This window comes from Hymenobacter cavernae (assembly GCF_014641455.1).
In the GTDB taxonomy this organism is placed as follows: Bacteria; Bacteroidota; Bacteroidia; order Cytophagales; family Hymenobacteraceae; genus Hymenobacter; species Hymenobacter cavernae.
Window position 1 is genome coordinate 195,075 of the sequence record NZ_BMHT01000005.1, and the last position, 24,756, is coordinate 219,830.

At 54.4% G+C, this 24,756-nt stretch carries 20 protein-coding genes; 7 read left to right on the forward strand and 13 right to left on the reverse strand.

The annotated features are described in order from the left end of the window. Positions 1-49: 49 nt before the first annotated feature. The 8 genes from prmA to IEX74_RS14475 form a co-directional block, all read right to left on the reverse strand. A complete protein-coding gene (gene prmA / locus IEX74_RS14440; protein WP_188814719.1) occupies positions 50-880 on the reverse strand; it encodes a 50S ribosomal protein L11 methyltransferase in 831 nt (276 codons plus the stop codon). Positions 881-1,081: 201 nt separating this feature from the next. Further along, positions 1,082-1,471, reverse strand: a complete 390-nt coding sequence (locus IEX74_RS14445; protein ID WP_188814720.1) for a 7(1) septoil knot domain-containing protein — start codon at positions 1,469-1,471, stop codon at positions 1,082-1,084. A gap of 111 nt (positions 1,472-1,582) precedes the next feature. Beyond that, complete coding sequence (tpiA, locus tag IEX74_RS14450) at positions 1,583-2,347, reverse strand: triose-phosphate isomerase (RefSeq protein ID WP_188814721.1); 765 nt, start codon at positions 2,345-2,347, stop codon at positions 1,583-1,585. Positions 2,348-2,396: 49 nt separating this feature from the next. Then, a complete protein-coding gene (locus IEX74_RS14455; protein ID WP_188814722.1) occupies positions 2,397-3,203 on the reverse strand; it encodes a TspO-related membrane protein in 807 nt (268 codons plus the stop codon). Between the two features lie 63 nt (positions 3,204-3,266). After that, positions 3,267-3,686, reverse strand: a complete 420-nt coding sequence (locus IEX74_RS14460) for a DUF2251 domain-containing protein (RefSeq protein WP_188814723.1) — start codon at positions 3,684-3,686, stop codon at positions 3,267-3,269. A 67-nt stretch (positions 3,687-3,753) separates the two neighbouring features. After that, entirely contained in the window at positions 3,754-6,588 is a 2,835-nt protein-coding gene (gene uvrA / locus IEX74_RS14465) for an excinuclease ABC subunit UvrA (protein ID WP_188814724.1), read from the reverse strand. A gap of 432 nt (positions 6,589-7,020) precedes the next feature. Further along, on the reverse strand, positions 7,021-8,085 hold the full coding sequence (locus IEX74_RS14470) for an acyltransferase family protein (RefSeq protein ID WP_188814725.1): 1,065 nt from the start codon (positions 8,083-8,085) through the stop codon (positions 7,021-7,023). A 162-nt stretch (positions 8,086-8,247) separates the two neighbouring features. Then, positions 8,248-9,204 (reverse strand): amidohydrolase family protein, encoded by a 957-nt coding sequence (locus tag IEX74_RS14475; protein WP_188814726.1) that lies wholly within the window; start codon positions 9,202-9,204, stop codon positions 8,248-8,250. Between the two features lie 297 nt (positions 9,205-9,501). On the opposite strand from IEX74_RS14475, the gene IEX74_RS14480 reads away from it, so the two are divergent. The 4 genes from IEX74_RS14480 (at position 9,502) to IEX74_RS14495 (ending at position 15,021) form a co-directional block, all read left to right on the forward strand. Next, entirely contained in the window at positions 9,502-10,587 is a 1,086-nt protein-coding gene (locus IEX74_RS14480) for a PKD domain-containing protein (RefSeq protein WP_188814727.1), read from the forward strand. 351 nt (positions 10,588-10,938) lie between these two features. Then, entirely contained in the window at positions 10,939-11,637 is a 699-nt protein-coding gene (locus tag IEX74_RS14485) for a hypothetical protein (RefSeq protein WP_229755306.1), read from the forward strand. Positions 11,638-11,886: 249 nt separating this feature from the next. Beyond that, a complete protein-coding gene (locus IEX74_RS14490) occupies positions 11,887-13,320 on the forward strand; it encodes an alpha/beta hydrolase family protein (protein ID WP_188814728.1) in 1,434 nt (477 codons plus the stop codon). Between the two features lie 216 nt (positions 13,321-13,536). Continuing rightward, positions 13,537-15,021, forward strand: a complete 1,485-nt coding sequence (locus tag IEX74_RS14495) for an alpha/beta hydrolase family protein (protein WP_188814729.1) — start codon at positions 13,537-13,539, stop codon at positions 15,019-15,021. A gap of 40 nt (positions 15,022-15,061) precedes the next feature. Here the strand turns inward: IEX74_RS14495 and IEX74_RS14500 are convergent, their stop codons facing one another. Further along, entirely contained in the window at positions 15,062-16,351 is a 1,290-nt protein-coding gene (locus IEX74_RS14500; RefSeq protein WP_188814730.1) for an MFS transporter, read from the reverse strand. Positions 16,352-16,895: 544 nt separating this feature from the next. Here IEX74_RS14500 and IEX74_RS14505 point away from each other — a divergent pair. Continuing rightward, the gene (locus tag IEX74_RS14505; RefSeq protein ID WP_188814731.1) at positions 16,896-17,531 is read left to right on the forward strand and encodes an RNA polymerase sigma factor; all 636 of its coding nucleotides are present in this window, start codon (positions 16,896-16,898) and stop codon (positions 17,529-17,531) included. A gap of 262 nt (positions 17,532-17,793) precedes the next feature. Next, the gene (gene nth / locus IEX74_RS14510; RefSeq protein ID WP_188814732.1) at positions 17,794-18,486 is read left to right on the forward strand and encodes an endonuclease III; all 693 of its coding nucleotides are present in this window, start codon (positions 17,794-17,796) and stop codon (positions 18,484-18,486) included. Between the two features lie 53 nt (positions 18,487-18,539). Here the strand turns inward: nth and IEX74_RS14515 are convergent, their stop codons facing one another. Together IEX74_RS14515 and gldB are read right to left on the reverse strand one after the other, a co-directional pair. Next, positions 18,540-19,760, reverse strand: a complete 1,221-nt coding sequence (locus IEX74_RS14515; protein WP_188814733.1) for a glycosyltransferase family 4 protein — start codon at positions 19,758-19,760, stop codon at positions 18,540-18,542. A gap of 90 nt (positions 19,761-19,850) precedes the next feature. Further along, positions 19,851-20,852: a gliding motility lipoprotein GldB gene (gldB, locus tag IEX74_RS14520; RefSeq protein ID WP_188814734.1), complete on the reverse strand. Its 1,002-nt coding sequence runs from the start codon at positions 20,850-20,852 to the stop codon at positions 19,851-19,853. 119 nt (positions 20,853-20,971) lie between these two features. Here gldB and IEX74_RS14525 point away from each other — a divergent pair, with 119 nt between their 5' ends. Further along, the gene (locus tag IEX74_RS14525) at positions 20,972-21,661 is read left to right on the forward strand and encodes a porin family protein (RefSeq protein WP_188814735.1); all 690 of its coding nucleotides are present in this window, start codon (positions 20,972-20,974) and stop codon (positions 21,659-21,661) included. 108 nt (positions 21,662-21,769) lie between these two features. Here IEX74_RS14525 and IEX74_RS14530 read toward each other — a convergent pair whose 3' ends face one another. Both IEX74_RS14530 and IEX74_RS14535 read right to left on the reverse strand, forming a co-directional pair. After that, positions 21,770-23,377 carry an Rne/Rng family ribonuclease gene (locus IEX74_RS14530; protein ID WP_188814736.1) on the reverse strand — a complete coding sequence of 536 codons (1,608 nt, stop codon included), beginning with the start codon at positions 23,375-23,377 and terminating at the stop codon, positions 21,770-21,772. Between the two features lie 437 nt (positions 23,378-23,814). Beyond that, complete coding sequence (locus IEX74_RS14535) at positions 23,815-24,723, reverse strand: tetratricopeptide repeat protein (RefSeq protein WP_188814737.1); 909 nt, start codon at positions 24,721-24,723, stop codon at positions 23,815-23,817. Positions 24,724-24,756: the final 33 nt, after the last annotated feature.

The window sequence follows — 24,756 nt, forward strand, 5'->3', positions numbered from 1 at the left end:
GATCACCATTGCACGCGAGATTCCTCCTCTCGTCGGAATGACGTTCTTGCTACTGCTTAATAAAAATAGCTGACACCCAGTTGTTTTTCGTGCGCTGCGACTGGAACACCAGGCCGTGCTTCTGCGCCTCAGCGTCGATTTTGGCTAGGTCTTCCTGGTAGAAGCCGCTGAACAAAATGGGGTGACCAACGGGCAGCAGCGCGGCGTAGGCGTGCATGTCTTCCAGCAACACGTTGCGGTTGATATTCGCTAGAATAATATCGAAAGGCGGCTCGCCGGCTAACACTTCTACACCACCCAAGCGGCATTCGATGTTGGTGCAGCCATTTTCGGCGGCGTTGTCGGCGGCGTTTTCAACGGTCCAGGGCTCCACATCCACGGCCAGCACCTCGCGGGCACCAAGCTGAGCGGCCATGATGGCCAGGATGCCCGTGCCGCAACCCATGTCGAGTACGCGCTTGTCTTGGTGGTCGATAGTGAGCTGATTTTCAATCATCAGCGCGGTCGTTTCGTGGTGACCGGTGCCGAACGACATGCGCGGCATAATCACGATGTCGTACTCGATTGGCTCGGGCTTGGGGTGAAACGGCGCCCGCACCGACACCCGGTCGGCAATGACGAGCGGCTGGAAGTTTTTCTCCCACTCTGCGTTCCAGTTCTGGCGCGTGATAACGCGGTGCTCATACTCAATCTCGCCGATACCTTCGTAGCGGGCCACAATTTCGGCCACGTTATCAAGGTTAAAATCGCCTTCGCCGATGTAGGCGCAAAAACCTGTGTCGTTGTCCTCGAACGTATCGTAGCCGACTTCGGCCAGCTCAGCTACCAGTATATCAGCCAGTTCGCGCGGCGCCTGCACCCGCACTTCTACAAAATCCATGTTAAATTCTTTATCAATGATTCGGAGCAACAAAGGTAGTCTGAACCACGGATTCGGTCGGACTATTCGGATTTTGTGAACGGCACGAATGCAAAGAGGCATCCTAGGTTAGGATGCCTCTTTCATTGTATTATGGTCTAAACAAAGACGCTAGCGTACGTTCACAAAATCCGAATAATCCGACCGAATCCGTGGTTCAGACTACTGCCTTTGCACGCCGGCGTAGGAGCGCACCTTTGTGTAGTGAATCGAGAAATCAGCCTGGCCCCGGTCTTTGGTCACGAACAGCACGTAGTCGGCGAAGTCGCGGGTGGGTGTGAAGTACCAGACGCCGGATTTATCGGCGAAAAGCTTGCTTTCCTCCTTGAACACCAGCACATCGGCAAAAGCCTGCTCGGGCTCCTCATAGATGGTCGCAAAACAGTAGCTTCTGCGGTGCGGATCGGTTTCCAGGTAAATGGAGCCAAAGATTTTGCTCGCATCAACCGAACCAAAGGGCGCCGCTACCGCCAACTTCGGGCTGATGGGTGCCGGTGCCGCAGGCGCCGTAGCCACGCCCAACAAACTCACGAGGATAAACGAGTAAAACATGCGCAGTAGATAAAGGCTTCCGCTTCCGGACAATTTTGCACCTAGGTTTGGTTCAGAAATCAAACCTAGGTAGCCGTAGCGCGGAAATCCGTTCCGCGCTACAGTTTTTTGTTAAAACGACTTGATGATCTCGGTAAAGTCGCGCGACTTGAGCGAAGCGCCGCCGATCAGGCCACCATCCACGTCGGGTTGCGAGAACAACTCTTTGGCATTCTTCGCGTTGGCCGAGCCGCCGTACAGAATGGTCGTGTTTTCGGCGGTAGCGGCGTCGTAGGTTTTGGCAATTTGCTCGCGGATGAAGGCGTGCACTTCCTGGGCCTGCTCGCTGGTAGCGGTTTTGCCGGTACCAATGGCCCAGATGGGTTCGTAGGCAATAACCACCTTGGCGAAATCTTCCTTCGACAGGTGAAACACCCCATCCTGAAGCTGCTTGCCGATAAAGTTGAAAGTTTCGTCGGCTTCGCGGGTTTCGAGGCTTTCGCCCACGCAGAAAATCGGCTTCAGGCCAACCGCCAAAGCAGCATTTAGCTTCTGGCTGAGCCACTGGTCATCTTCGCGGAAATGCTCGCGGCGTTCCGAGTGACCTAAGATTACATACTCCACGCCCACCGATTTCAGCATCTGCGCCGATACTTCGCCGGTGTAGGCACCGCTTTCTTTGTGATGATAATTCTGGGCACCTAGGTGGAACCGGCCGCCTTCCGGCAACAACTTCCCAACCGAAGTCAGGAATGGGAAAGGCGGGCAGATGACAACCTGAACGTTGGAATCAGTAACCTCGTCGGCTACCATGTTGGTGATTTCGGAAACCAAAGCCTGTGCATCCTGGAGGTTGGTGTTCATTTTCCAGTTGCCGGCAACGATGTGTTGGCGCATAACGAAAGAAGTGTGTGGGCGAAATGTCAGTGCAAAGTAAGCACACTAATTAGACTCCGGCCGTCACTCGCGCTTGCCGGCGCCAAGCTAACCCGATACCGCCCACAAAAGCTACCGCTGCCCCCACTAATGCAGCATCGGCTAGCTCGGGGTAGGCGCCGCGCCGCGCCACCCATACCGCCACCAGTGCCCACGTAATTACGAAGGCGACCGTGGCATCACTAAACGCCCGACTTATCCATAAGCCCAGCGCCGTAACGACTGCCAGCAAACCCAGGGTTAGCACAACCGTCACATTGGTAGGCGTTTCCCAACCTAGCGCCCGAAGGCCAATGGTCACGTTTACGGTTGAGGCCACCGAAATCCAGCCGAGATAAAGCGCGAAGGGCAGGCTTGTCCACCTAGGTGCTGCACCGGCAGCTATCAGGCGCCGTGCCCGGCCGTAGGTAAGAATAAGCGCCCCCAGAATGATGAGCATGATGACGGCACACCAAGCAATGTACTCGTAGGCAAATACTACCACCCAAGCAGCGGTAGCTATGTTGGCAAGGATCAGCGGCTTAGCTACGGCGTCGGGCAGCGGGTTGGTGCGTTGGGCCGGCAGCAGCTGCCACACGGCATAAATACCTAAGGCTAGGAATATTATCCCCCAAATGCTGAACGCGTAGCCGGCGGGCGTGAGCAGCGACGGGTACTTGCCCGATACGTATCCCATACTTTGCCCATTAAAAGGCTGAATACGTGACCAATAGGTGAGGACAATGTTGCCGAACACGGCCGCAGCCGCTACCCAGCGGCGCTGGCGAAATACAGTCGTGCCAACCTCAGATGATGCAGTAGTAAAGAGGGTTGTCATAGGTTCGTGAGAGTTGAGGCCAATTTTGTGCCGGCGCTCCTGCCCCACCAAAAAGCTAGGTCATTACGCGGCGAAGTACTGCTGCACGAGCTCATCCGTGAGTTCTCGCGGCTCGGCTTGCCCGTTTTGTGCCGGCGGAAAAGCATTTCGGCAGAAACCAGCCCGGCGCTGAAAGTCATACAAGGCATGGCACTGACCGTTGAGAATGAGCGCCACCGCGTTTTCCTCTTCATTCCAGAAAATTTGCGCGGTGACGGGCAGCACTTTGTCGGCTACATCGGCCACATCGTACACGTGCAGCGCGTCCAGCATTTCCAGGTCCTCGCCACCCTGATCGACGGCGTAGAAGTAGCCCGTCGTGCCATCGTCTTCAAACACGGCACCTAGCCCTTTGTTAGCGGGCGGAAAGCTGCCAATCACGGTCTCTGTTTCGTTGGCGGGCGGCTGGCCCACTAAGAATTGTTCTTCGGCACCTAGCTTCATGGTACTAGTATAAAGAAAGAACCGCAACAGTGCGGTTCTTTCTTCTACGACAAACGTTTCTGCGCAGCTACAGCTTCTCGGCCAGGAAGCGCGCCGTGTGGTTCGTGTCTTTGAGCTTCACCATGTCTTCAGGCGTGCCCTCAAACAGCAAGTGTCCACCGTTGATACCACCTTCCGGACCTAGGTCAATGAGCCAGTCGGCGCACTTGATGATGTCCATGTTGTGTTCGATGATGAGCACCGAGTTGCCTTGCTCAATCAGGGCATTAAGCGCCGTCATGAGCTTGTTAATATCGTGGAAGTGCAGACCCGTGCTTGGCTCGTCGAAGATGAACAGGATCTTATCGTTCTGAAGTGTAGCACCTTTGGTCAGGAAAGAAGCTAGCTTCACGCGCTGTGCTTCCCCACCCGAAAGCGTGCTAGCCGACTGCCCCAGACGGATGTAACCTAGCCCTACATCATCCAGTGGCTTCAAGCGCTCCACGATTTTCGGCTGCTCCTGGAAGAACTCCAGGCTATCGGCAATGGTCATGTCCAGCACCTCGTCGATGCCTTTGTCCTTGTACTTCACCTCCAGAATGTCCTGCTTGAACTTGCGCCCACCGCAGGCCTCACAGGTCAGGAAGATGTCGGCCATGAACTGCATTTCGATCTTCACCTGGCCTTCGCCCTGGCACACTTCGCAGCGGCCCCCGTCGATGTTGAAGGAGAAATGCGAAGGCTTCAAGCCGCGGGCTTTAGCTAGCTGTTGGTCAGCGAACAAGGAGCGAATGGCATCGTAAGCCTTCACGTAGGTCACCGGGTTGGAGCGCGACGACTTGCCAATCGGGTTCTGGTCCACGAACTCGACGTGCGACACTTGGCCTTGCACACCCATCAGGCGGTCGAACTTACCCGTAGCTTCCCCGGCTCCGCCACCGAGCTGCTTGGCCACGGCCGGCGCCAGAATGCGCTTCACCAGCGTCGACTTGCCCGAGCCGGAAACGCCCGTCACCACCGTCATGACGCCTAGCGGGAACTTCACACTTACGTTCTTCAGGTTGTTTTCGCGGGCGCCGGTTACTTCCAGTGCATTGCGCCAGGGCCGCCGTGTCGTGGGCACTTTCACCTCCGTTTTACCACTCAGGTACTGGCCAGTGTAGGTCGTTTCGTCTTTCAGAATCTCCTCATACGTGCCCTGAAACATAAGGCGTCCGCCGCCCGAGCCAGCTTCCGGCCCGATATCAATAATCTGGTCGGCCTCTTCCATCATCTTCTCCTCGTGCTCCACCACAATCACGGTGTTACCTAGCTTCTGCAAGGAGCGCAACACCCCAATCAATTGCTCGGCATCCTTGGGGTGCAGCCCAATGCTAGGTTCGTCCAGAATGTACATGGAGCCCACCAGCGCCGAACCCAACGACGTAGCCAGGGAAATCCGCTGCGACTCCCCACCCGAGAGCGTGCTGCTCAGGCGGTTCAGCGTCAGATAACCTAGGCCCACGCGGTTCAGATATTCCAGACGGTTCGTGACCTCCGTCACGAGGCGCTCAGCCACTTTCGCATCGTGCTCATCGAGGCTCATGTTCTGGAAAAATTCCAGCCCTTTGCTCACCGGTAGCAACACGAGGTCGGTAATGCTGTGGCCGTCAATCTTGACGTACTGCGCATCCTTCCGCAGACGCGAGCCGCGGCAATCGGGGCAGGTGGTGCGGCCCCGGTAGCGGCTTTGCAGCACGCGGTACTGAATTTTGTGCGTCTGCTCGGCCACCCACTTGAAGTAGTCGTCGAGGCCCTGGAAGTACTTGTTGCCCTTCCACAGCAGCTGGCGCTCGGCTTCGCTCAGCTCGTTGTAAGGCCGGTGAATCGGGAAGTCGAAACGGATGCCGTTTTTTAGCAGCGGCTTCAGCCACTCGCTCTGCTTCTCGGTGCGCCACGGGGCAATGGCCCCTTCATACACCGTCAGGCTTTTGTCGGGAATGACCAGATCTTCGTCAATACCTAGCACCGAGCCAAACCCTTCGCAAGTCTGACAAGCGCCGTACGGGTTATTGAAGGAGAAGAAGTTAACGTTTGGTTCTTCGAAGACGATACCATCCAGCTCGAAGCGGTCGGAGAAGGTGCGCGTTTCCTCGTCAAGCTTCACCAAGCAAGTGCCGTGGCCTTCAAAGAAGGCAGTCTGCACGGAGTCGGAAAGGCGGAACATCAAGTCTTCGTCGCCGGGGCGAATCACGGCCCGGTCGATCATAATGTAAAACTCACCTTTCGGCTCCGGCTTGCCTTCCCCAATCAGGTCTTCGATGAACGAGGTTTCGCCATCAACCACCACGCGGGAGTAGCCTTTCTGCAACAGCAGATCTAGCTCCTTGCTCATGGGCCGACCATCTTCGCTCGGCAGCAGCGGTGCCAAGATCATGGCGCGGGTGCCATCGGGCAGGCGGAAGAGATAATCGACTACATCGGCCACGTTATCCTTGCGCACCTGCTCCCCGCTAATGGGCGAAAATGTACGGCCCACACGGGCGTAAAGCAGCTTCAGGTAGTCGTAAATCTCGGTGCTGGTACCGACCGTGGAGCGGTTGTTCTTAATGCTAACCTTCTGCTCGATGGCAATGGCCGGCGAAATGCCACGGATGTAGTCAACATCAGGCTTGTCCATGCGGCCCAGAAACTGGCGCGCGTAGCTGCTTAAGCTCTCCACGTACATGCGCTGCCCTTCGGCATACAGCGTATCGAACGCCAGGCTCGACTTGCCCGAGCCCGACAGACCCGTGACAACGATAAACTTGTTGCGCGGCAGCGCCACGCTGAGATTCTTGAGGTTATGAACCCGCGCGTTTTTGATAAGGATAAAGTCGCGTGGGTCTAGCTGGTCAATCGGATCTGCCGCGGGGGCAGCCACTTGTAAAGATTCTTCGGCCATAGAGCAGTAAACAGCCTTTCCCTAGGGTTTGGTTTCCGACAGTGGGAAAGGAGTTTACGAAGGTACGATAGAAGGTGTAGAGATATGAACCTGAGCAGTATTAAGCTAATTGTGTCTTACCGTGAAGCTGCTTGCTACGCACAGGCTACTTGCCAGACAGGAGCAGATTGCTGAGGTTACCGACTTTCACACAGCTAAACAACCTAGCTATTGAGCATATGCTTCTTTACTTCAAACGCTTCTGGCATGAAACCACTTTGTGAATGGCAATCACAAACCTCCAACTCCTTAATCGGATTGCAGACCAGACCGAACTGAAGGTAGTTGAAGGTCATAAACTTTCAACATCTTATAATACTGCACTACTTCAATTAAATACAAAGGCGTCAGACACAATGTGTTTGACGCCTTTGTATTTTAAAAGTTAAGCAATTACAACTTCAATCTTCTTGCAAGTTGCAGAAAAGGCTTTTCAACCATACTGTAATAAATATAAGCTCCCACACAAGACATAAGGACACAAACAACTATTCCTATTATATTTTGTAATTCTGTCGCTGGAACAAACACTCTCGATAGTACAAACTCAATTGTAGAGCCAACTAAGAAATGGGTTAAATATATTGAGTACGATATTTTACCCAAGAACTTGAATATGGAGTGCTCACCTCTTATAAAAGCAATAGTTAATGACGTAAACAAACCAAATACTGCTGCTACCAGGCTTATACCAAACCAAGCCAAGCCAAATAAAATAGCCATTGTTGAAAAATATTTCAACGTATCAATTTGCTTTTTTTGAAAAAGCAACGTTAATCCACCCATAGCAAACAGCGAGCTGAAAGAGAAGAAATTCTCTCCGCCAAGTCCTGGAATATAATGAATAAGGCCCAACAAAAGATTTACACCAACAAATACAGCTATCCTTGATTTGGTGAACATTACATTAAATAAAATACCTAAAACAATATAATACTGAAACTCTATAGCAAGCGTCCAAAATACACCATTAAACCATTTGTAATGAGTAGCTGGCACTATGAGCAGTATGTTACTTACTACCTGCCCAAGAGAAACCGTATCTAATCGCTCGCTATTATGATGCAGGAAGTAATCAACAACAAACCATTGAATTAGCACCAGTAAAATACTAATATAGGCCGGCGGACAAATTCGCACGATACGCTTCCATAGGTAGCTTCCAAAATCCCGGATCTGATAATTGGTATTCCACAGGCTATATGGAATAATAAACCCTGAAATCACGAAGAACACTTCGACTCCCAGGTACCCCCAGGAGAACGAATCACGCATCCTAGGTGAGAAGAATTTTACGAGCGCTCCACCAGTAGTAGCATCTCCGGTAAAGTGAAACAAGACAACACTGAGGGCGGCAAACCCACGTAAAAAGTCCAGAATATCTAGATGAACCTTCTTTTGGGTGCTGGTGCTGGTAGGTGAGGAAGAGGTGGGTTGTACAAGTAGTTGTTGGACCATTAACACGAATGATTAAAAAGAATGTACTCTTGGGCACATCGATCAGCTAAATGAGTGCCATGTTGTACAAACAATAATATAAATTAAGTTTCCTATCCTTAATAAATAGACCTATATACTCTGCTTCCTAAGAGCAGCAGAGCTAGGGCTAAGGCCAGGACTTTACCTCAACCCTAGCACTCGCCCTGTATTCTTATAACAAACCTTTTCCCGCACCGCCTCGCTAAGCGGCGCCTGCTCAATCCAGTTGCCGGCTTCTTTCGATTCTTCGAACGGGTAATCGACGGAGAACAGCACGTTGTCTTCACCTAGGGCTGCTAGCGCGCATTGTAGTGATTCATCGGCGCACACGCCGGTGGTAGTTATCACGATATTATCCTTGATGTACTGCGAAGGCAGCTTGGTCAGGCCATTGGGCAAGCCGGCGAGGCGCGAGCGGCTATCGAGGCGCCAGAGCACGTAGGGCAAGGTTTCGCCCATATGCCCTAGGATCAGCTTCACGTTGGGGAAGCGCTCGAACGTGCCGCCGAACACCAGCCGCAAGGCGTGCGTCGCCGTCTCGACGGTCCAACTCCAGGTGGCACCCAGCAGCTCGTCGTGGCCTTCCAACAGCTGAAGCTTCTGGTAGGAATTGGCGGGATGCAGGTACACTGGCACCCCTAGGTCTTGCACCCGCTCCCAAAAGGGAAAGTACTGTTCCTCATCGAGATAGTGGCCATTGGTGTGGCTGTTGATCATGGCGCCGCGAAAGCTGAGCTGGCGCACGCAACGCTCCAGTTCATCGGCGGCAGCTTGCGGGTCTTGCAAAGCTAAGTGAGCTAAGCCGCCATAGCGGGTAGGTTGCTTCTGAATTTCGGCGGCCAAGAAGTCGTTGGTTTCCTGGGCTAGCTTCACGGCGCGAGCGGCATCAGGCTCGATCTGCACGCCGGGGCTGGTGAGCGACAGGAACGCCATATCGATGCCGGCCGCGTCCATGGCAGCCAGGCGCTGCTCGCCAAAATCCTGCAAGCGCGTCAGGATGTTCTGCATGGCCTCGTCGGGGAGGCTGCGCATGCCTTTCTTGAATTCTTCGACAAAAGCCGGGGTCAGGAAATGTTCTTCCAGAGCAATCTTTTTCATAGCGGAGGGGACGCACTTGAAGGTCGTTCCCTTCTGCCTATGGCATTTATAGGCAACAAGTTACACCCGAGCAGTTGGACTAGGGTAAAAGCCTGAATTTTGTTCTAATAGCTTTGCTGCTGGTGCGGGGCTCTGCCCCGTGCCTACTATGCATCCGGCTTCCAGCCGGGTTGGCGGGTACAGCCAGACAATGTCTTCAACCACAAACACCCACAACGTGGCATAGAAGCCCACCGCTTAGTAAGCACGGGGCAGAGCCCCGCGCCAACAAGGGGTTTGTTTGCTACCTTAACGCGCATGCTCCGTCGATGCCTCTCTCCTCTTTTTCTTCTGCTTAGCCTGCTGAACCTAGGTCGCCCGACCTTGGCGCAGGAAACCCGCAGCTACAAGGTTTTTCAGTTTCCCGCCAACATGATTCCGCGGGTCGATGGCGACGCCGACGACTGGAAAATGGTGCCCGACAGCTACACCGTCGGTATGGACCAGCTCGTGAACGACAAGAACCTCAGCGCCAAGCCGGACCCCAAAAACATGGATGTGAAGGTGAAAGTGGGCTGGGTGAAAGGCTTGAACCGCCTGTACTTTCTCTACGAAGCCTACGACAACTACTGGGATTTCACGCACCCCGATCTGCACAACGACATCTTCGAGGTGGTAGTCGACGGCGACCGTTCGGGTGGGCCGCTCATTGCCGAGCAGCACCCGAACAAGGACCTGAGCTGGTCGGAGGCATACTTTTCCTTCCACGGCGTGCACGCCCAGAACTACCATATTTTCACACCAGCCGAGGGCAAAGATTGGGCGCTGGCCTGGGGTAGTCAGCCGTGGATCAAGGATTTACCGTATGCCAACGCCGCGTATCACTACAACTTCCGCCCCGGCAAAGCGGGCAAGCTCACGCTCGAATTCTGGATTACGCCCTTCGACTACGCCGGCCCGGAAGGCCCTGCCCGTGCCGTAGAAACGAAGCTGGAGGAGAACAAGAAAATCGGGCTGTGCTGGGCCGTGCTCGACTACGACGACGTGAACGACGTAAAGAAGCAGGACTTCTGGAATCTGTCGCGCGAGCACAAGATGTACGGCAACGCGTCGTTCCTGCTGCCCTTCACGCTCATGCCGCTGGAACCTAGCTTTCGGAGGCCACTTGCCGCGCAGTGGTCGTTTCAGATGGTCGATCCGAAGCGGCGTCTCGTGGCATTCACAGATAAATCGGAAGGCAAAATAACCGCGTGGCAGTGGGATTTTGGTGACGGCACCACCTCCACCGAGCAGCACCCGATGCACACCTACAAAGAAGCCGGCAAGTACGTGGTGGTGCTGTGGGTGGAAGGCCCGGCGGGCAAAGCTAGAATGGCAAAGGTGTGGGATGTGGCTGTGCCGTGAGGCGTAGCGCAGACGCTGTAATTTTAGTTACAGAGTAAGAGGGGGCACCCCTAGCGGGCAGCATGGCGGTAGTTGTGACATCATAAAAACGACCTAGCCCCAGCGGGGCGGCACCACGCTTCAACGATGGATGCCGCGCCGCTGGGGCTAGGTCGTTCTACGACGTTGCTTTCTGCCGCCATGCTGCCTCACATGTATATGTGATGCATCGAATGCAATAAATGTGTAAGCCGGGCTTCGCGGCTAAATTCAATCACATGATCATGTCGGCGCAAAATGCTGCTAATGAGGAAGGAGCGAAATAATTTTGCTTCATCAAACAACCACTACTTCCTCTAACCAACCCATACGATGAACCACTTCCGCTTCGCTCGCCGCCAACCCTCAACCCCTAACCTGCTCAAGCGTCTCGGCTTTCTGCTGGTGCTGCTGCTCGGCACCAACCTAGCTTTTGCGCAAGGCTTCGAGAGTGCCAAGCAGATCTTCGAAAGCCCCAAGCTGAAAACCGCCATCAACGCGCACCACACGGTTGCCATTCTGCCCTTCGACGCCAAAATCACCTATCGCAAGCAGCCCAAAGGCTTCAACGCCGAAGCCAACCGCGACCAGGAAGAAACCATGTCGAAGTCGATTCAGGCCAGCTTGTACACCTTCCTGCTGCGCAAAGCCGACAACTACAGCGTTAGCTTTCAAGATGTTGACAAGACCAACATTCTGCTCAAGAAGGCCGGCCTCTACGGCAAGCTCGACCAAGCCACGCGCGACGAAGTAGCCAAGGCCCTCGGCGTGGATGCCGTGCTGGGTGGCCGCTTCGAAACCGAGCAAACCAAAACGGAAGGCGCGGCTATTGCCTCGGCGGTTTTGCTAGGTGGCTGGGGTGGCAAAACCGGCACCGGCTCCCTGTTTCTGACCCTGAACAACGGCAACGATGGCGAGCTGCTGTGGCGCTTCTTCAAAACCATGGACGACGGCATCACCTCCTCCACCGATGACCTGGTGGAGCGCATGATGCGCAAAGTGTCGCGCAATTTTCCTTATGCAAAGAACTAAGCACCCGCAAACCTAGGTTTCCGGCATAAGCTAATCCAATCAGTCAGCAGAAAGCCGGCCGAATCAGAAATAAACCTTCTGATTCGGCCGGCTTTCTGCTGACTGATTGGATTAGCTTATGACCAGACATTACTTTTCCTTAACGAATGTACGGTAGCGCCTACTTACGTCGTTATACCATGTGATATAGTACTTTGCTAATGGCAGAGGTTTTGCGTCTGGGCTAGCTCCGCCTTCTCTTTTTTTATTATGCGTCTTTCATTTTCGGGTCTGTCTTCCCTGTTTCTTGCCTTTCTTACCAGCACCTCCCTGCTTGGCGCGCCCCTGGCCGGCCCTAATGTAGGCGGACGCTGGGCTGGTACGCTCCGCCTGCCGAGCGGCAACAACCTGACGTTTATTATTAACATAAAGGACAACGGCGGGCGCCGGACGGCCACGCTGGATGTGCCGAGCCAAGGCGCTCAGAGTGTGCCCATCGATCAGGTGGAACTACGGGCCGATAGCTTGCTGATGACGTCCACCCAAATCAAGGCCTCGTATGCCGGCCGCCTGACCGGCGATGGGCAGCAGATTGACGGCCGGTGGCAGCAGAACGGCAAGAAGCTGCCGCTGGTACTTCAGCGGGCCACCTCCACCACGACTTCAGGGCCCAAGCGCCCCCAGGAGCCTGCGCCCCCGTTTCCGTATCGCGAAGAGCAGGTGCGCTTCACTAGCAAAGACCCCGGCGTGCAGCTAGCCGGAACGCTTACTGTGCCGGCCGGCACGGGGCCTTTTCCGGCCGTGGTGCTGCTCTCCGGCTCGGGCGCGCAGGACCGGGATGAAAGCGTTTTCGGCCATCATCCGTTCCGCGTTATTGCCGATTACCTGACGCGCCGCGGCATTGCCGTCCTGCGCTTCGACGACCGGGGCGTGGGGCAATCCGGTGGCAACTCCACCACCGCCACCGCCGCCGATTACGCCAAGGATGCCCAAGGCGCCCTGGCCTTTCTGCGCAGCCGCCCCGGTCTCAACCCCAGGCAGCTAGGTCTGATGGGCCATAGCGAAGGCGGCACGGCGGCTATTACGGCCGCTAGTCAGGCGCAAGGCGGCCCGGCGTTTCTGGTGTTGCTCGCTACGCCCGGCGTGCCCGGTATCGACGTGCTTTCGCGCCAAGCCATGGACTTGGCCCGCCTCAAAACCCAGGACCCCAAGGTACTGGCTTCTACTGAGCAACGCCAGCGCAACATGCTTACGATTGTGCAGCAAACCCAGGACAATGTGCGGGCACAACAGCAGATCATTAAGGTATTAACGCCTGCGGTAGCGCTGCCACCCGACATGGCCGAGCAGATTCACAAAGCCGCCGAAGCGCAGGCCGTGATGGTCACGTCTCCCGCTTTCCGGCACATGCTGGCCGATAATCCGCAGAAAACCCTGCCCACTGTGAAGTGCCCCGTACTGGCCCTGAACGGCTCCAAGGATTTGCAGGTAGCCGCCTCCGTCAACCTGCCCGCCATCGAGAAAGCACTGAAAGGCGCCGGCAACCGCGACGTGACCACCCAGGAGCTACCCGGCCTCAACCACTTGTTCCAAACTGCCAAAACCGGCGCCCAGTCGGAATACAGCCAGATTGAGGAAACCTTCTCCCCAATTGCGCTCCAAAGCATCGGCGATTGGCTAGTGCAGCGCACAACGAAGCGGTAACCTAGGTTTTCTGTTACACTAAGGGATTTTGAGCCCACCATGCTGCTACGGCAGCCTGGTGGGCTCGTCGTTTTTAGACCAGTTAGTTGCCAACTTTTCAGCCAGCATCGCCTGTCAGAAGAAACACTAGTAAATTCTAATTTAACTATATATCTGGTACTTTTTTTGGATGCTTTTACTTTTTCAAAGTCGCGCACGTAGTTCTGCTTCCATTTCATGAAGAGTATCCCACCCCTATTTGTCAATCTGTTACTCATTATCTACTTAGTCTGTAGCCTGCCAGTGCAAGCCGGTGATTCGCCAACGCTGAGTGGCCAGTGGAAAGGCCCGCTAAAGGTGCCCGGCGGAACATTAGACCTGATTATCACTCTCGTACCGCTCAGCAACGGCACATACTACGCAGCCCTCGACGTGCCCCAGCAACGCATCAGCCGCATGCCCGTGGAAGCCGAAACGAAAGGCGATGAGATTACCTTAAAGATTGAGCAGGCTGGTAGTAGCTTCGCGGGTAAAATATCGGACGGCGGCGCCCGCTTCACCGGCACCTGGAAACAGCCTGGCCTCACGGCTCCGCTTGTGATGCAGCGCGCTACTTCTTCGGCCGCCACGGCCAGCAAAATTCGCCTGACGCCCCCGTACCGGGAGGAAGACGTGTCGTTTACAAACGCGAAGAACAAGTTCCGGCTAGGTGGTACGCTCACCGTGCCAGCCGGCCCTGGTCCCTTTCCGGCCGTGGTGCTGGTATCGGATACCGGACCGCAGGACCGCGACGTAACGGTGCAGGAATACCGCATGTTCGGCATCCTGGCCGATTACCTGACCCGCCGCGGCATTGCCGTATTGCGCTTCGATGACCGGGGCGTGGGCAAGTCGGCCGGCAATTACCCCAGTGCCACCACCGCCGACCTGATGACGGACGCCCAGGCCGGGCTAGCCTTTTTGCGCAGCCGCCCGCTCATCGACCCGCAACACATCGGCTACATTGGTCACGGGGAAGGCGCTAATGTGGCGTTGCTGGCCGCTGCTCAGGCCCAGGCGCCAGCCTTCGTAGTGACGCTGGCGGGCTACGGCTTGCCGGGGCGCGAGGTGCTGCTCCGCCAACAAGGTGAGATTATGCGCCTGATTGGGGCCGACGCAGCGCAGGTGAAAGCCGCCCTCGCCCTGAACGAACACATGGTGGACATCATCCGTCAAACGCCGAACGATGCCCAGGCTCGTGGCAAGGTAGCCGCATTTATTCGTCAGAATAACAGCAACATCGACCCCACAATGGCGCGGGCGCGGGCGGCGCACCTCACCTCGCCGTGGTCGCGCTACTACCTCGATTTCGACCCCAAGCGCAAGCTCCCCGACGTAAAATGCCCCGTGTTAGCCCTGAATGGCACCGACGATTTGCAGGTAGCCGCCAGCACCAACCTAGGTATCTTGCAAAAAGGCCTCAAAGGCAATCGTGATGTAACCGTGCAGAAACTAAGTGGCGTCAATCACCTCTTCCAGCCCGAAGAGCAGGACTGGCCGCTCGTGAATGGTCAGCAGCAGCCCAACTTCTCGCCTAAAGCCTTGGAAAACATTCGAGAATGGATTGTTAAGCGTACAGGCCAGCCCACGCCGGTGCCGGTTACGGTTAAGCGTGCTGCGCCGGCAAAACCAACCGCTAAAAAGCCCACTAGAACCGCGTTTCAGAAGACCGCCAGTAAATAGTTAACAGACCTAGCTCACAGCTAATTAGCAGATACAGCACCTAGGCTCCGGCGGTGGCCTTTTCAGGCGTTAGGTCCAGGCGGCGCAACCGGTCAGCGCGCCAGGCCGTGATGAGCACAACCACGATGGTCATTATCCCGCCAAACACCACCGAGGGTACCGTGCCGAGCAGCTTGGCCATACCTCCCGACTCAAACGAACCGATTTCGTTGCTGGAGCCGATGAAGATGTTGTTCACGGCCGCCACTCGCCCCTTCATGTACTCGGGAGTAAACGTATGAATCAGCGTCTGCCGAACAATTACCGATACTGCGTCGAATACACCCGTCAGGAACAACAGGAACAACGACAGCCAGATATTCGTGGATAAGGCAAAGAAAATAGTTGCCACGCCAAAGCCTGCTACTGCCCACAGCAACTTCCGTCCGGCCCAGCGGTGCAGCGGGAAATACGTGAGCAAGGCCGCCATCAATACCGAACCGACTGCCGGCGCAGTTTCCAAGTGACCTAGGCCTGCGGCACCCACTTTCAGGATATCGGCCGCAAAAACGGGCAACAGCGCCACCGCTCCACCAAACAGCACCGCAAACAAATCCAAGGACAAGGCAGCGAGCACCAGTTGATTTTGCCAGATAAATCGCAGTCCACTGAGCACACTGTCCTTTAGGTTCAGTTTTTCCCCCTCAATTGGCGGCAGCGGGCGCGAGGCAATAGCAAAGAATTGCAGCAAAGCCACCACCAGCAGAACCGTTGCCACGGCATAGGAATTGGCAACACCTAGGTGGGCTATCAGATAGCCACCAATGGCAGGCCCTATCACCGAAGCCGCTTGATAAGTAGTACTGTTCCAGGTAATTGCATTCGACAGCCGCTCGCGGCTGGGCAAGAGCTGCGGCATAAAGGAAAAGAGCGCCGGCCCGAGAAAGCCCCGCGCAATGCCGCTCACGAAAATCACCCCATACAGCGGCAACGTGTAAAACGAGCCCCGCGCCAGGAAACCGATACCTAGCGGCGAGGAGAAAAACCAGAGCGCCGCCGCGCAGAGCAGCAGCACCGCCACACCGGCCACAATGATGTTCTTACGACGAATCGTATCAGCAACGTGCCCGGCGTAGAGCGACACGGCAATGCTGGGAATGGCCTCCGATAAGCCAATCAGGCCGAGCGCCAGCGGGTCATTCGTTAACTTAAAAATTTGCCAGCTCACGGCCAGCCCCTGGATGCGAGTAGCAATAGTGTAGAATACGCGGGCAGAAATTAGTCGGCGAAATTCAGGTAGGCGCAGCGCGGCGTACGGGTCGTGAAGCGGCGCGTCGATAGAAGAGTTCATGCTTCGAAAAAGCGGGTAATAAATAACGAAGGTAGCCCAAACCCTCACGAATGAGGATGAAAGCACCTTGTACGTAATAGCAGCTATTCGGAGGATTTAGTTTGCCCCGCTTCTGGTTTTATGAAGAAGGGTGTTCTGCGGTTGTACCTAGGTCACACAGCTGTAATTCGCTACATAGCCCGAAATTGCATTAAAAAGAGCGTTTCCGGGCGCGGATACCTAACTTATTGCCCCAACCAGATTATAGCACTGCGCGCTTATTCACAAAATATTTTACAACTGCTACTGATGGCTTTATAATTTTCTTTTATCTTAAAGGTGCCATAATACACGCGTAAATCATTGATAGATAATATACAATACACTGTTTCTATTTTTTTGTTATTTTTTTACTTCTGACGCTAAGGGGCATTGTGTTTGAGGCTACTGTTTTCTACATTTGATTTTCACCTTCGCTTTCTTCCTTACCAGATTTTTTCTGTTCCTCCCCGGCAAACTGCACTCTATGGCCTAAAGCTCTACGTTCTCTTAACCCGTAGCTTTTATGGAAACCATGCAGCCGAGCGATTCCGCTTTGATATCGCTATATATTGCCGGCAAGGAAGAAGCTTTCGAGCTCCTGCTGGAGCGGCATAAAAGCCGCGTTTTTACCACAATCATGTTGATTGTGCGCGATGAAGCCGTAGCGGAAGATTTGCTGCAGGACACCTTCATCAAGGCTATCCACACGATGAAAGGCGGCCGCTATAATGAGGAAGGAAAATTCTCTTCCTGGATCTGCCGCATCGCTCATAATCTGGCCATTGACTTCTTCCGCCGCGAAAAACGCAATCCTTTGTTGAATCTCGATACAACAAGCCACGCGTTTAATTCGTTGTCATTGGCAGAAGAGGGTGCGGAGGCTACCATCACCCGTGAGGAAACCCACGCCCGTCTTCGAGAGCTGATCCAGGACCTGCCCGCGGCACAGAAGGAAGTGCTCATCATGCGCCACTACGGCGAGATGAGTTTCCAGGAAATCGCCGATGCAACCGGGGTGAGCATCAATACGGCGTTAGGGCGGATGCGCTATGCGCTGATCAACCTGCGGAAGAAAATGGCCGCGCAACCTATTTTCTATGATCAAAACATTTACCCACGAGAAACTGATCCGGTACCTATACAACGAATTGCCGGCTAATGAACAACAGGAGATAGAGCAGGCGCTGCTCCATGACCCCAAACTAGCTAGCACGTGTGCCGATCTGCTATTGGCCCAGCGCTGTCTGAACGACTTGCGCACGACACCTAGAAAGGAAGTCACGGATTCTATCCTGCGCTACTCCCGCACTTTTCTCGTTCCGTAAAGGCAAAATGGTGAGGTGATGAAATAGTGAGTGAAAAAAGATTGCTTCAGTGGCATCTTTGTACTCGCTGTTTCATCACCTCACCATTTCGTTTTTATGCGTAAGCCCGAACGGTTTCGCCGCTTCCTGGATTACTTCACCACCAACTTTCCGGAGCCCAAAACCGAGCTGCACTACGGCAACCCGTACGAGCTTATCGTGGCCGTGGTGCTGAGCGCCCAATGCACGGATAAGCGCGTGAACATGGTTATGCCCGCTTTGCTGGAGCAATTTCCAACGCCTTACCAGCTGGCTGCCGCTTCGCCGGAGGAGATTTTCCCCTTTATCCGCAGCGTTTCTTACCCTAATAACAAAGCCAAGCACCTAGCAGGCCTAGGTCGCATGCTGGTGAATGACTTTGGCGGGGAAGTTCCGAGCACCATTGAGGAGCTACAACGTCTGCCCGGCGTAGGCCGCAAGACGGCTAACGTCGTTGTATCCGTCATCTACAACCAGCCCGCAATGGCCGTGGACACGCACGTATTTCGGGTGTCGCACCGGCTAGGTTTGGTCAATCGCACAGCTACTACACCGCTGGCCGTCGAAAAAGAATTGCTACGCTACACGCCGGAAGACCTAGTAGCCAAAGCGCATCATTGGCTCATCTTGCACGGGCGCTACATCTGCGTGGCCCGACAGCCTAAATGCGGCATTTGCCCACTCACTGATTGCTGCCGCTACTACGAAACAAACTTCGCGGTAGCACCCAGCAAGCCGCTGCCAGCGCCAGAATCAGGTGATATTCTGTAATTTACCTAGTATTTAGCACAACTTAGTATAAATCTAGCTTTCTCTGGTACAAACTAGCGTGCGGTTTGCTCCAGAACGGTTTGCACCGCGGCGGCTATTCTCATCCGGTCGAATTGCTCGATAGCAACGGCGTGGCCGTTCTCACCGGCTTCACGCAACATTGCCGGTGCAGCCAACAGCTGCTCCAAGCGCTGCGACAGGGCCGTGGGGTTGCCCGCGGGCACATACCAGCCGCACACGTGTTGCTCCACGAAGCTCTTGGTCCAGCCGTCATTGGTCACAATCACAGGCGTCCCGACGGCTAGGCTATCGTAGAATTTGGCGGGCGAATTTGTACCTAAAACCGGCAAATCCAGGAAAGACACCAGCGACACATCGGCCAGCCGAAACCAGCTGAATACCGCATGGCGCGGCTGCGGCGCTACCAAACGAATAGCCGAACAACGCTCAGCCGCCGCCCGGATAAGCGGCTCATCGAAGCCATGCCCCATAAAAAGCCACACGACGCCGGGTGAAGTAGCAGCAAGTTGCTCAGCCGCTTGCACCAGCGTCGGAATATCATTGGCCCGGCCGAAGGTACCGGCGTATAAAATAACGTGTTGCTCACCCAAACCTAGCTCCTGCCGCAGCCCGGCCACGGCCGCATCGGTAGCTAAAGCTGCCAGACCTAGGTCTGTGCCGTTGAGAGAAGTTTGTGCTTTTTCAGGATTGAAATGCCAAGGGTTTTTAGCCATCCGTCCTATCAACTGCACGTAGTCCGTCATGTCCGGCGACAGTGTTAGAATGGCTTTGGCTTGCTGATACAGCTTCCTTTCCATCTTGTACAACGTTTGCCAGGTGAAGCTAGGTACTGCTCCCATCTCAATCGGGAAGGTGGGCCACAGATCCTGCACTTCAAACACCCACGGCACCCGTCGCCAGCGGGCTACCCGCGCAGCCGCCCAAGCGGCCGTGAGCGGCGTGCTGATGCCCCAGATTACATCCGGCTTGTCGATGCGTAGTCCTTCGCGCACAGCGTAGGCGGCGTACTGGGCAAAAGCTAGCCCGCGCCGCACCACTCCCATCCTGTTCTGATACGGCACGTCAGCCGCGCGCATTTCCACGCCTTCGGGCAGCCACGGATACTGCTGGGTCAGGCGCTGCGCTTCCCAGGTGCGCGTCGTGATGAGCGTAACACGGTGTGTGCGAGCAATATGCGCCAACAGCGAGTAATGCCGACTAGTCGCCGGACAGTCGGGGTTTGTGTGATACTGGCTGAAAACGGCAATATGCACTTCAGGAATGTTGAGTGTTGAAGGTTGAGTGTTGAATTACCCAGGAGTGCATTGACCATTCAACACTCAACCTTCAACACTCAACATTTCTTATTTCCGGCGTTTTGGTCGGTAGCGCGATTCGGTCAGAATATGCTGGGCGTTTTTATCAGCCATCAGCTGTGCCAGAGTTACGTTAGGATGCTCGGCCATGTACTTGCGCACAATTTGCCAACCCACCCAGGCACCTATTCTTCCTGGGGCCGTTTTGTCGATTTCGGGCACATCGGGCCGCTCACCTACGTATTTCTGAATCGTGAATGGGCTGGTGTTATAGAGCAGGTTTTTCTCGATAAAATGCGCCCACACCTTGCCTTCGTTGAACTCGACGCTGGCTAGTTCTTTGGCCGTAAAACCAATTATGGTTGAATCCGGTGTGCAGGGCAGCACCTTTTCGGCAAAGTAAAGCGACTTGCCAAACTGCACCATTTCGCTGAGCATCGTTTGGTTGGTTAGCTGATGCTGGTTGTATTTGCTCGATACCGCCAGCGCAATTGTCGGCAACAAGTGCTCCGGCGTGTAGCGCCGCAGAATATAGGCCGGCACGTTGGGGCGGTAGCTAGCTTTAGGCCCCACAAAATAGTCTATCCCGATAACCATCAGACTATCATTTACGAACAGATCCTGACTCAGTCCGCTCACAAACGTCTGCACAGGCGGCACCCGAAACGACGGGAAATAGTAGCGGACGTGCTGAAACAGCTGTTTCAGCTGGCCTTGCAGCTTGTTGGTATCCTTAAACTCCGTCTCCGCCTCCCGACCTAGCTTCTGCAAACCTGAATTGGTCGCCAGCCGTACCAGCGTATTAGCTAGTATTTCCTGCGAAGGATATTGGCGCTGCTGCAAATACTGCCTAGCAAATAGCGGATGCTGTTGCAGAAACTGCTTCGCATCTGCCTCGTTGCGAATGCGGAAGAAAGGTCCTTCCAGACGCTCAATCTGGACCGGAGCCGCCACTTTGGCTACCTCCGGGTTAAGCTCACACGTATCAGATCGTTTACAACCAGCTAGCAATAGGCCAGAACTCAACAACGTAATTAGCAGTAGACGCATTAGGATATGATTGTAGTGCACGCTTCTATCTTTGGGGCGAAAATAGCCAAAACCCAATGCCTATCCGCAGACCTTTGTATTCAATGTCCGCTGACGGCTACTTTCCCGTTAATTCTATTATGAAAAAAACCCTTTTTACTCTTTTACTGGTAGGCGCTTCGGCCAGTGTTGCCTCGGCCCAGGTTGAAATCGGCCTGAAGGTTTCGCCCTCCATTACCTACCTCCGCACTGAGTCGCGCTCGGAGCAGAACTTCCAGAACGACAAGAGCAAGCTCAGCATCGGCGGCGGCTTGATCGTTGACTATTTCTTTGGTGAGAACTACGCGTTTAGCACTGGCTTTCTGCTGGCTGGTAAGGGCGGCACCATTAGCTACCGCGACGTTGCCTCAGATACCAACACTGATCTGGTTACGCGCACTCAAAAAATAGGCCTTCAGTATTTAGAAGTGCCTGTCACGGTCAAACTCTACACCAACGATGTCGCCACCGACACTAAAATTTATTTTCAGGTAGGCGGTTCGGCTAACGTAGCTATTGCTTCCAAGATCAACGGTAATAAGTTTTACAACGACCCCGCTACTTCGGAAGGCGAAACCAAAGCCCTCAAGCACTTCATCTTCCCCGACGCAGCCTTGCTGCTTGGCGCGGGTGTGGAGTACCAAGTAGGCCAAAGCACGAAGCTGCTGGCTGGCATTTCCTACCACCGCGGCCTAGTGAATCTTGACCGCTATTTCGACAAGACGCGTGGCTTTGATGGCGTTACCATCAAAAACAATGAAATAGCGCTGGACCTAGGTATCAAGTTCTAACGCTTATCTCGATTTTTCGAACCAACCTAGGTTTCACGAAAAAGCCCGTGCTGCTCATCCAGAGTAACACGGGCTTTCTTCTTCAGGAAGGTTTTCGCAGAAAAACCGTTAATCTGTAATCTCTATTTCGCGGTCTTGCAGGCGAGCCATAGCAGCGGCCGGTGAGTGCAACTCTATTTCTTCGCCACGCTCATCCTCAATTCGGTAATCGGTAAGACCTAGGCTGGTGTCTTTCACCACCTTCACCCACTTGTAATATTTCAGATACCATTTCATCTGCTTCGATACCAAGCCTTTGGTATAGTAAGCGTGGAGAAATGGGTGTACGTAAAGTGTGATGCCCGACTGATTTTGCGTCACCAGCAAATCTTCGATGCTGTTGTCGATTTCGTCGGTCACTAGGATAGAAGCCGAAATTTTTCCCGTGCCGCCGCACGTAGGGCACACCTCGCCGGTCACGATGTTTTCGGCCGGGCGCACCCGCTGCCGGGTAATTTGCAGCAAGCCAAACTTGGTAATCGGCAGAATCGTGAAGCGCGCCTTGTCGGATTTCATAATATCCTTCACAGCGTCCTCTACTTTCTTCCGGCTATCCGGCGACTTCATGTCAATAAAGTCGACCACGATGATGCCGCCCATATCGCGCAAACGCAGCTGCCGCGCAACTTCCTTAGCCGCAGACAGGTTCACGGCCAGGGCCGTGGCTTCTTGGTCGCTTTCCTGGTTGCTCTTGTTGCCCGAGTTGACGTCGATTACGTGCAAGGCCTCCGTGTGCTCAATCACGAGGTATCCCCCGCCGGGCACCGTCACAGTCTTGCCAAAAAGCGTTTTGAGCTGCTTTTCGATATTGGCCTGCTCAAACAGCTTCACCTTGCCGGTGTAGTGCTTCAGCAAGTTGACCTTATCCGGGGCAATTTTCTCCAGATACCCGTGCATTTCCTCGTACATCGCCGTCGAGTCGACGGTGATGGCATCGAACGACTCGTTGAGCATGTCGCGGAGCATAGAGCTGGTGCGGCCCAGCTCTCCCAGTATTTTGTCGCGCTCTTTGGCCGTGCGCAGAGTCTGGAAGAGTTGTTCCCAGTTGGCTACCATGCTCTGCATGTCCTTGTCGAGTTCCGCCACTTCGCGCCCTTCGGCTACGGTCCGGATGATGACGCCAAAGTTGTCGGGCTTGATCGAAGCAATGAGCCGCTTAAGCCGCTCCCGCTCCGTCTTGCTGACAATCTTCTTGGAAATGCTGATAGTATTGGAGAACGGAACGAGCACGAGGTAGCGGCCCGCCATCGAAATATCAGTCGAAAGGCGCGGGCCTTTCGTCGAAATTGGCTCTTTTACAATCTGAACCAGCAGCTGCTGGCCCTTTTTGAAGATATCGGCGGCCTTGCCTACTTTGTCCAGAGGCCCTTCAAGCTGAAAGTTCTTGAGAGCTCCGACGGTAATTTTCTGCGACTGAACGCCTTTCACCCATTTGCTCAACGACGGGAATTGCTCCCCTAGGTCGCCGTAGTGTAGAAACGCGTCCTTTTGGTACCCGATATCGATGAACGCAGCGTTCAGACCGGGCATAACTTTCTTGACCGTGCCCAGGAAAATGTCACCAACGGAATAGTTGGTATCGTTGCGGTCGAAGTGGTATTCGATCAACCGCTTATCCTGAAGCAGAGCAATTCGTTCTCCTTCCTGAGTAGAATTAATGACTAATTCGTTACTCAATGTGTCGGTAGTTACAGCATCCCGCTCCTGAATAGCACCGCTGCCACCCGAAACCCACAAAGGGAAGCCAGCGCAAGGCGCCAGCTTCCCTTTCAAGCCACGGGGAAAGCAAACTTATAGCCACTCTCGGGATACTAAATGAGAGATACACGGGACGCTAACTAAACGCCAAAAGCCCCGCCAGCACACCCCAGAGGGCTTACTTCTTCTTGTGACGGTTCTTGCGCAGACGCTTCTTCCGCTTGTGGGTGGCAATCTTATGACGCTTTCTCTTTTTACCGCAGGGCATGTGTCTTGAAGGTTAAATGGTTGATTGTTAAATGACTTAATTGCCAGGTGGCTAAATTGTTGGTTCAGCTTTTAGACAAATGTATTTCGAATAAAGAAACAAACCTGCAAATCAACTGATTAACAACAAAACCACCGAACAACATTTTTTACTGTAGCTTTTGAAGCTGCTCGTCTACCGAAGCAGCTAGGCTAGGATCGGTACTCAAGCTTTTTGCTTTCAGGAAAGCCGCTTTCGCCTCTTCCTTGGCACCCGTCTGCGCCAGCGCGACACCTAGGTAGAACTGGCCGTTTACGTTTTCAGGATTTACTTTAACTAATTCCTGGAAACGATCTACGGCCCGGTCGTACTGATTACTTTGGATAGACAGCACGCCCAGGTTATACAAGGCTTTCTCGTTGCGAGGGTCGGTAGCCAGCACTTCGCGTAGCAACGTAACTCCCTGCACCGGGTTGTCGCTGGCCATGTAGGCCATACCTAGGTTGGTCTTCGCGTCGAGGTTATCGGGGTTGTTTTTCAACACCCGATCATACAGCTCACGCGCTTTGGTACTCAGAAGCTTAGCGCGCTCCTCAGTCGCAGCGAAGCTGAAGGCTTCGAAGTATTCGTCAGCGGCGCGTTTCCAGGCCTGCTCCCCAGGACGAGCCTGAGCAACCTGCTCGTAGTAGTAGCCCGCACTGTCGAACTTTTCTACGGCTTTATACTTCACAGCCAGATCAGTTGCCAAGCGCAGCTTAGCAGTCTGATCGTTTTCCGCGTTGTACTTACCTAGGAGTCTGTTCAGCTCCTGCCGCTGGCTGGCGCCTATTGCCATGTGAGGCTGCTCAGGTGTTGCGCCCGCTGGCATCGTGGGCTGGTCGCCGGATGAAGCCACGGCTTTCGAGCCATTTGTAACAGGACCGCCCCCGTCGCGGTTGGCAGTGCGGGCGGCATCCTGCGCAAGTTCTCCTTTTCCTTCCTTAGGCTTAACAATTACCTTCGGCAGCAGAAACAAACCAGCCACTAGTGTTATAGCGACGGCCAGGATTATAAATTGATGCGAAGAAGGACGAGCCATGAGGAAAAAGCAGGCCGCCGGGCTCCCAATTTT

What these genes read in the sequence shown, in the direction of transcription:
- uvrA (WP_188814724.1), bottom strand. Translation starts at nt 6,588, where the DNA reads ATGGCCGAAGAATCTTTACAAGTGGCTGCCCCCGCGGCAGATCCGATT.
- nth (WP_188814732.1), top strand. Translation starts at nt 17,794, where the DNA reads ATGCGTAAGCCCGAACGGTTTCGCCGCTTCCTGGATTACTTCACCACC.
- IEX74_RS14500 (WP_188814730.1), bottom strand. Translation starts at nt 16,351, where the DNA reads ATGAACTCTTCTATCGACGCGCCGCTTCACGACCCGTACGCCGCGCTG.
- IEX74_RS14525 (WP_188814735.1), top strand. Translation starts at nt 20,972, where the DNA reads ATGAAAAAAACCCTTTTTACTCTTTTACTGGTAGGCGCTTCGGCCAGT.
- IEX74_RS14470 (WP_188814725.1), bottom strand. Translation starts at nt 8,085, where the DNA reads ATGGTCCAACAACTACTTGTACAACCCACCTCTTCCTCACCTACCAGC.
- gldB (WP_188814734.1), bottom strand. Translation starts at nt 20,852, where the DNA reads ATGCGTCTACTGCTAATTACGTTGTTGAGTTCTGGCCTATTGCTAGCT.
- IEX74_RS14485 (WP_229755306.1), top strand. Translation starts at nt 10,939, where the DNA reads ATGAACCACTTCCGCTTCGCTCGCCGCCAACCCTCAACCCCTAACCTG.
- IEX74_RS14505 (WP_188814731.1), top strand. Translation starts at nt 16,896, where the DNA reads ATGGAAACCATGCAGCCGAGCGATTCCGCTTTGATATCGCTATATATT.
- IEX74_RS14475 (WP_188814726.1), bottom strand. Translation starts at nt 9,204, where the DNA reads ATGAAAAAGATTGCTCTGGAAGAACATTTCCTGACCCCGGCTTTTGTC.
- IEX74_RS14455 (WP_188814722.1), bottom strand. Translation starts at nt 3,203, where the DNA reads ATGACAACCCTCTTTACTACTGCATCATCTGAGGTTGGCACGACTGTA.
- IEX74_RS14460 (WP_188814723.1), bottom strand. Translation starts at nt 3,686, where the DNA reads ATGAAGCTAGGTGCCGAAGAACAATTCTTAGTGGGCCAGCCGCCCGCC.
- IEX74_RS14495 (WP_188814729.1), top strand. Translation starts at nt 13,537, where the DNA reads ATGAAGAGTATCCCACCCCTATTTGTCAATCTGTTACTCATTATCTAC.
- IEX74_RS14445 (WP_188814720.1), bottom strand. Translation starts at nt 1,471, where the DNA reads ATGTTTTACTCGTTTATCCTCGTGAGTTTGTTGGGCGTGGCTACGGCG.
- IEX74_RS14535 (WP_188814737.1), bottom strand. Translation starts at nt 24,723, where the DNA reads ATGGCTCGTCCTTCTTCGCATCAATTTATAATCCTGGCCGTCGCTATA.
- IEX74_RS14480 (WP_188814727.1), top strand. Translation starts at nt 9,502, where the DNA reads ATGCTCCGTCGATGCCTCTCTCCTCTTTTTCTTCTGCTTAGCCTGCTG.
- IEX74_RS14490 (WP_188814728.1), top strand. Translation starts at nt 11,887, where the DNA reads ATGCGTCTTTCATTTTCGGGTCTGTCTTCCCTGTTTCTTGCCTTTCTT.
- prmA (WP_188814719.1), bottom strand. Translation starts at nt 880, where the DNA reads ATGGATTTTGTAGAAGTGCGGGTGCAGGCGCCGCGCGAACTGGCTGAT.
- tpiA (WP_188814721.1), bottom strand. Translation starts at nt 2,347, where the DNA reads ATGCGCCAACACATCGTTGCCGGCAACTGGAAAATGAACACCAACCTC.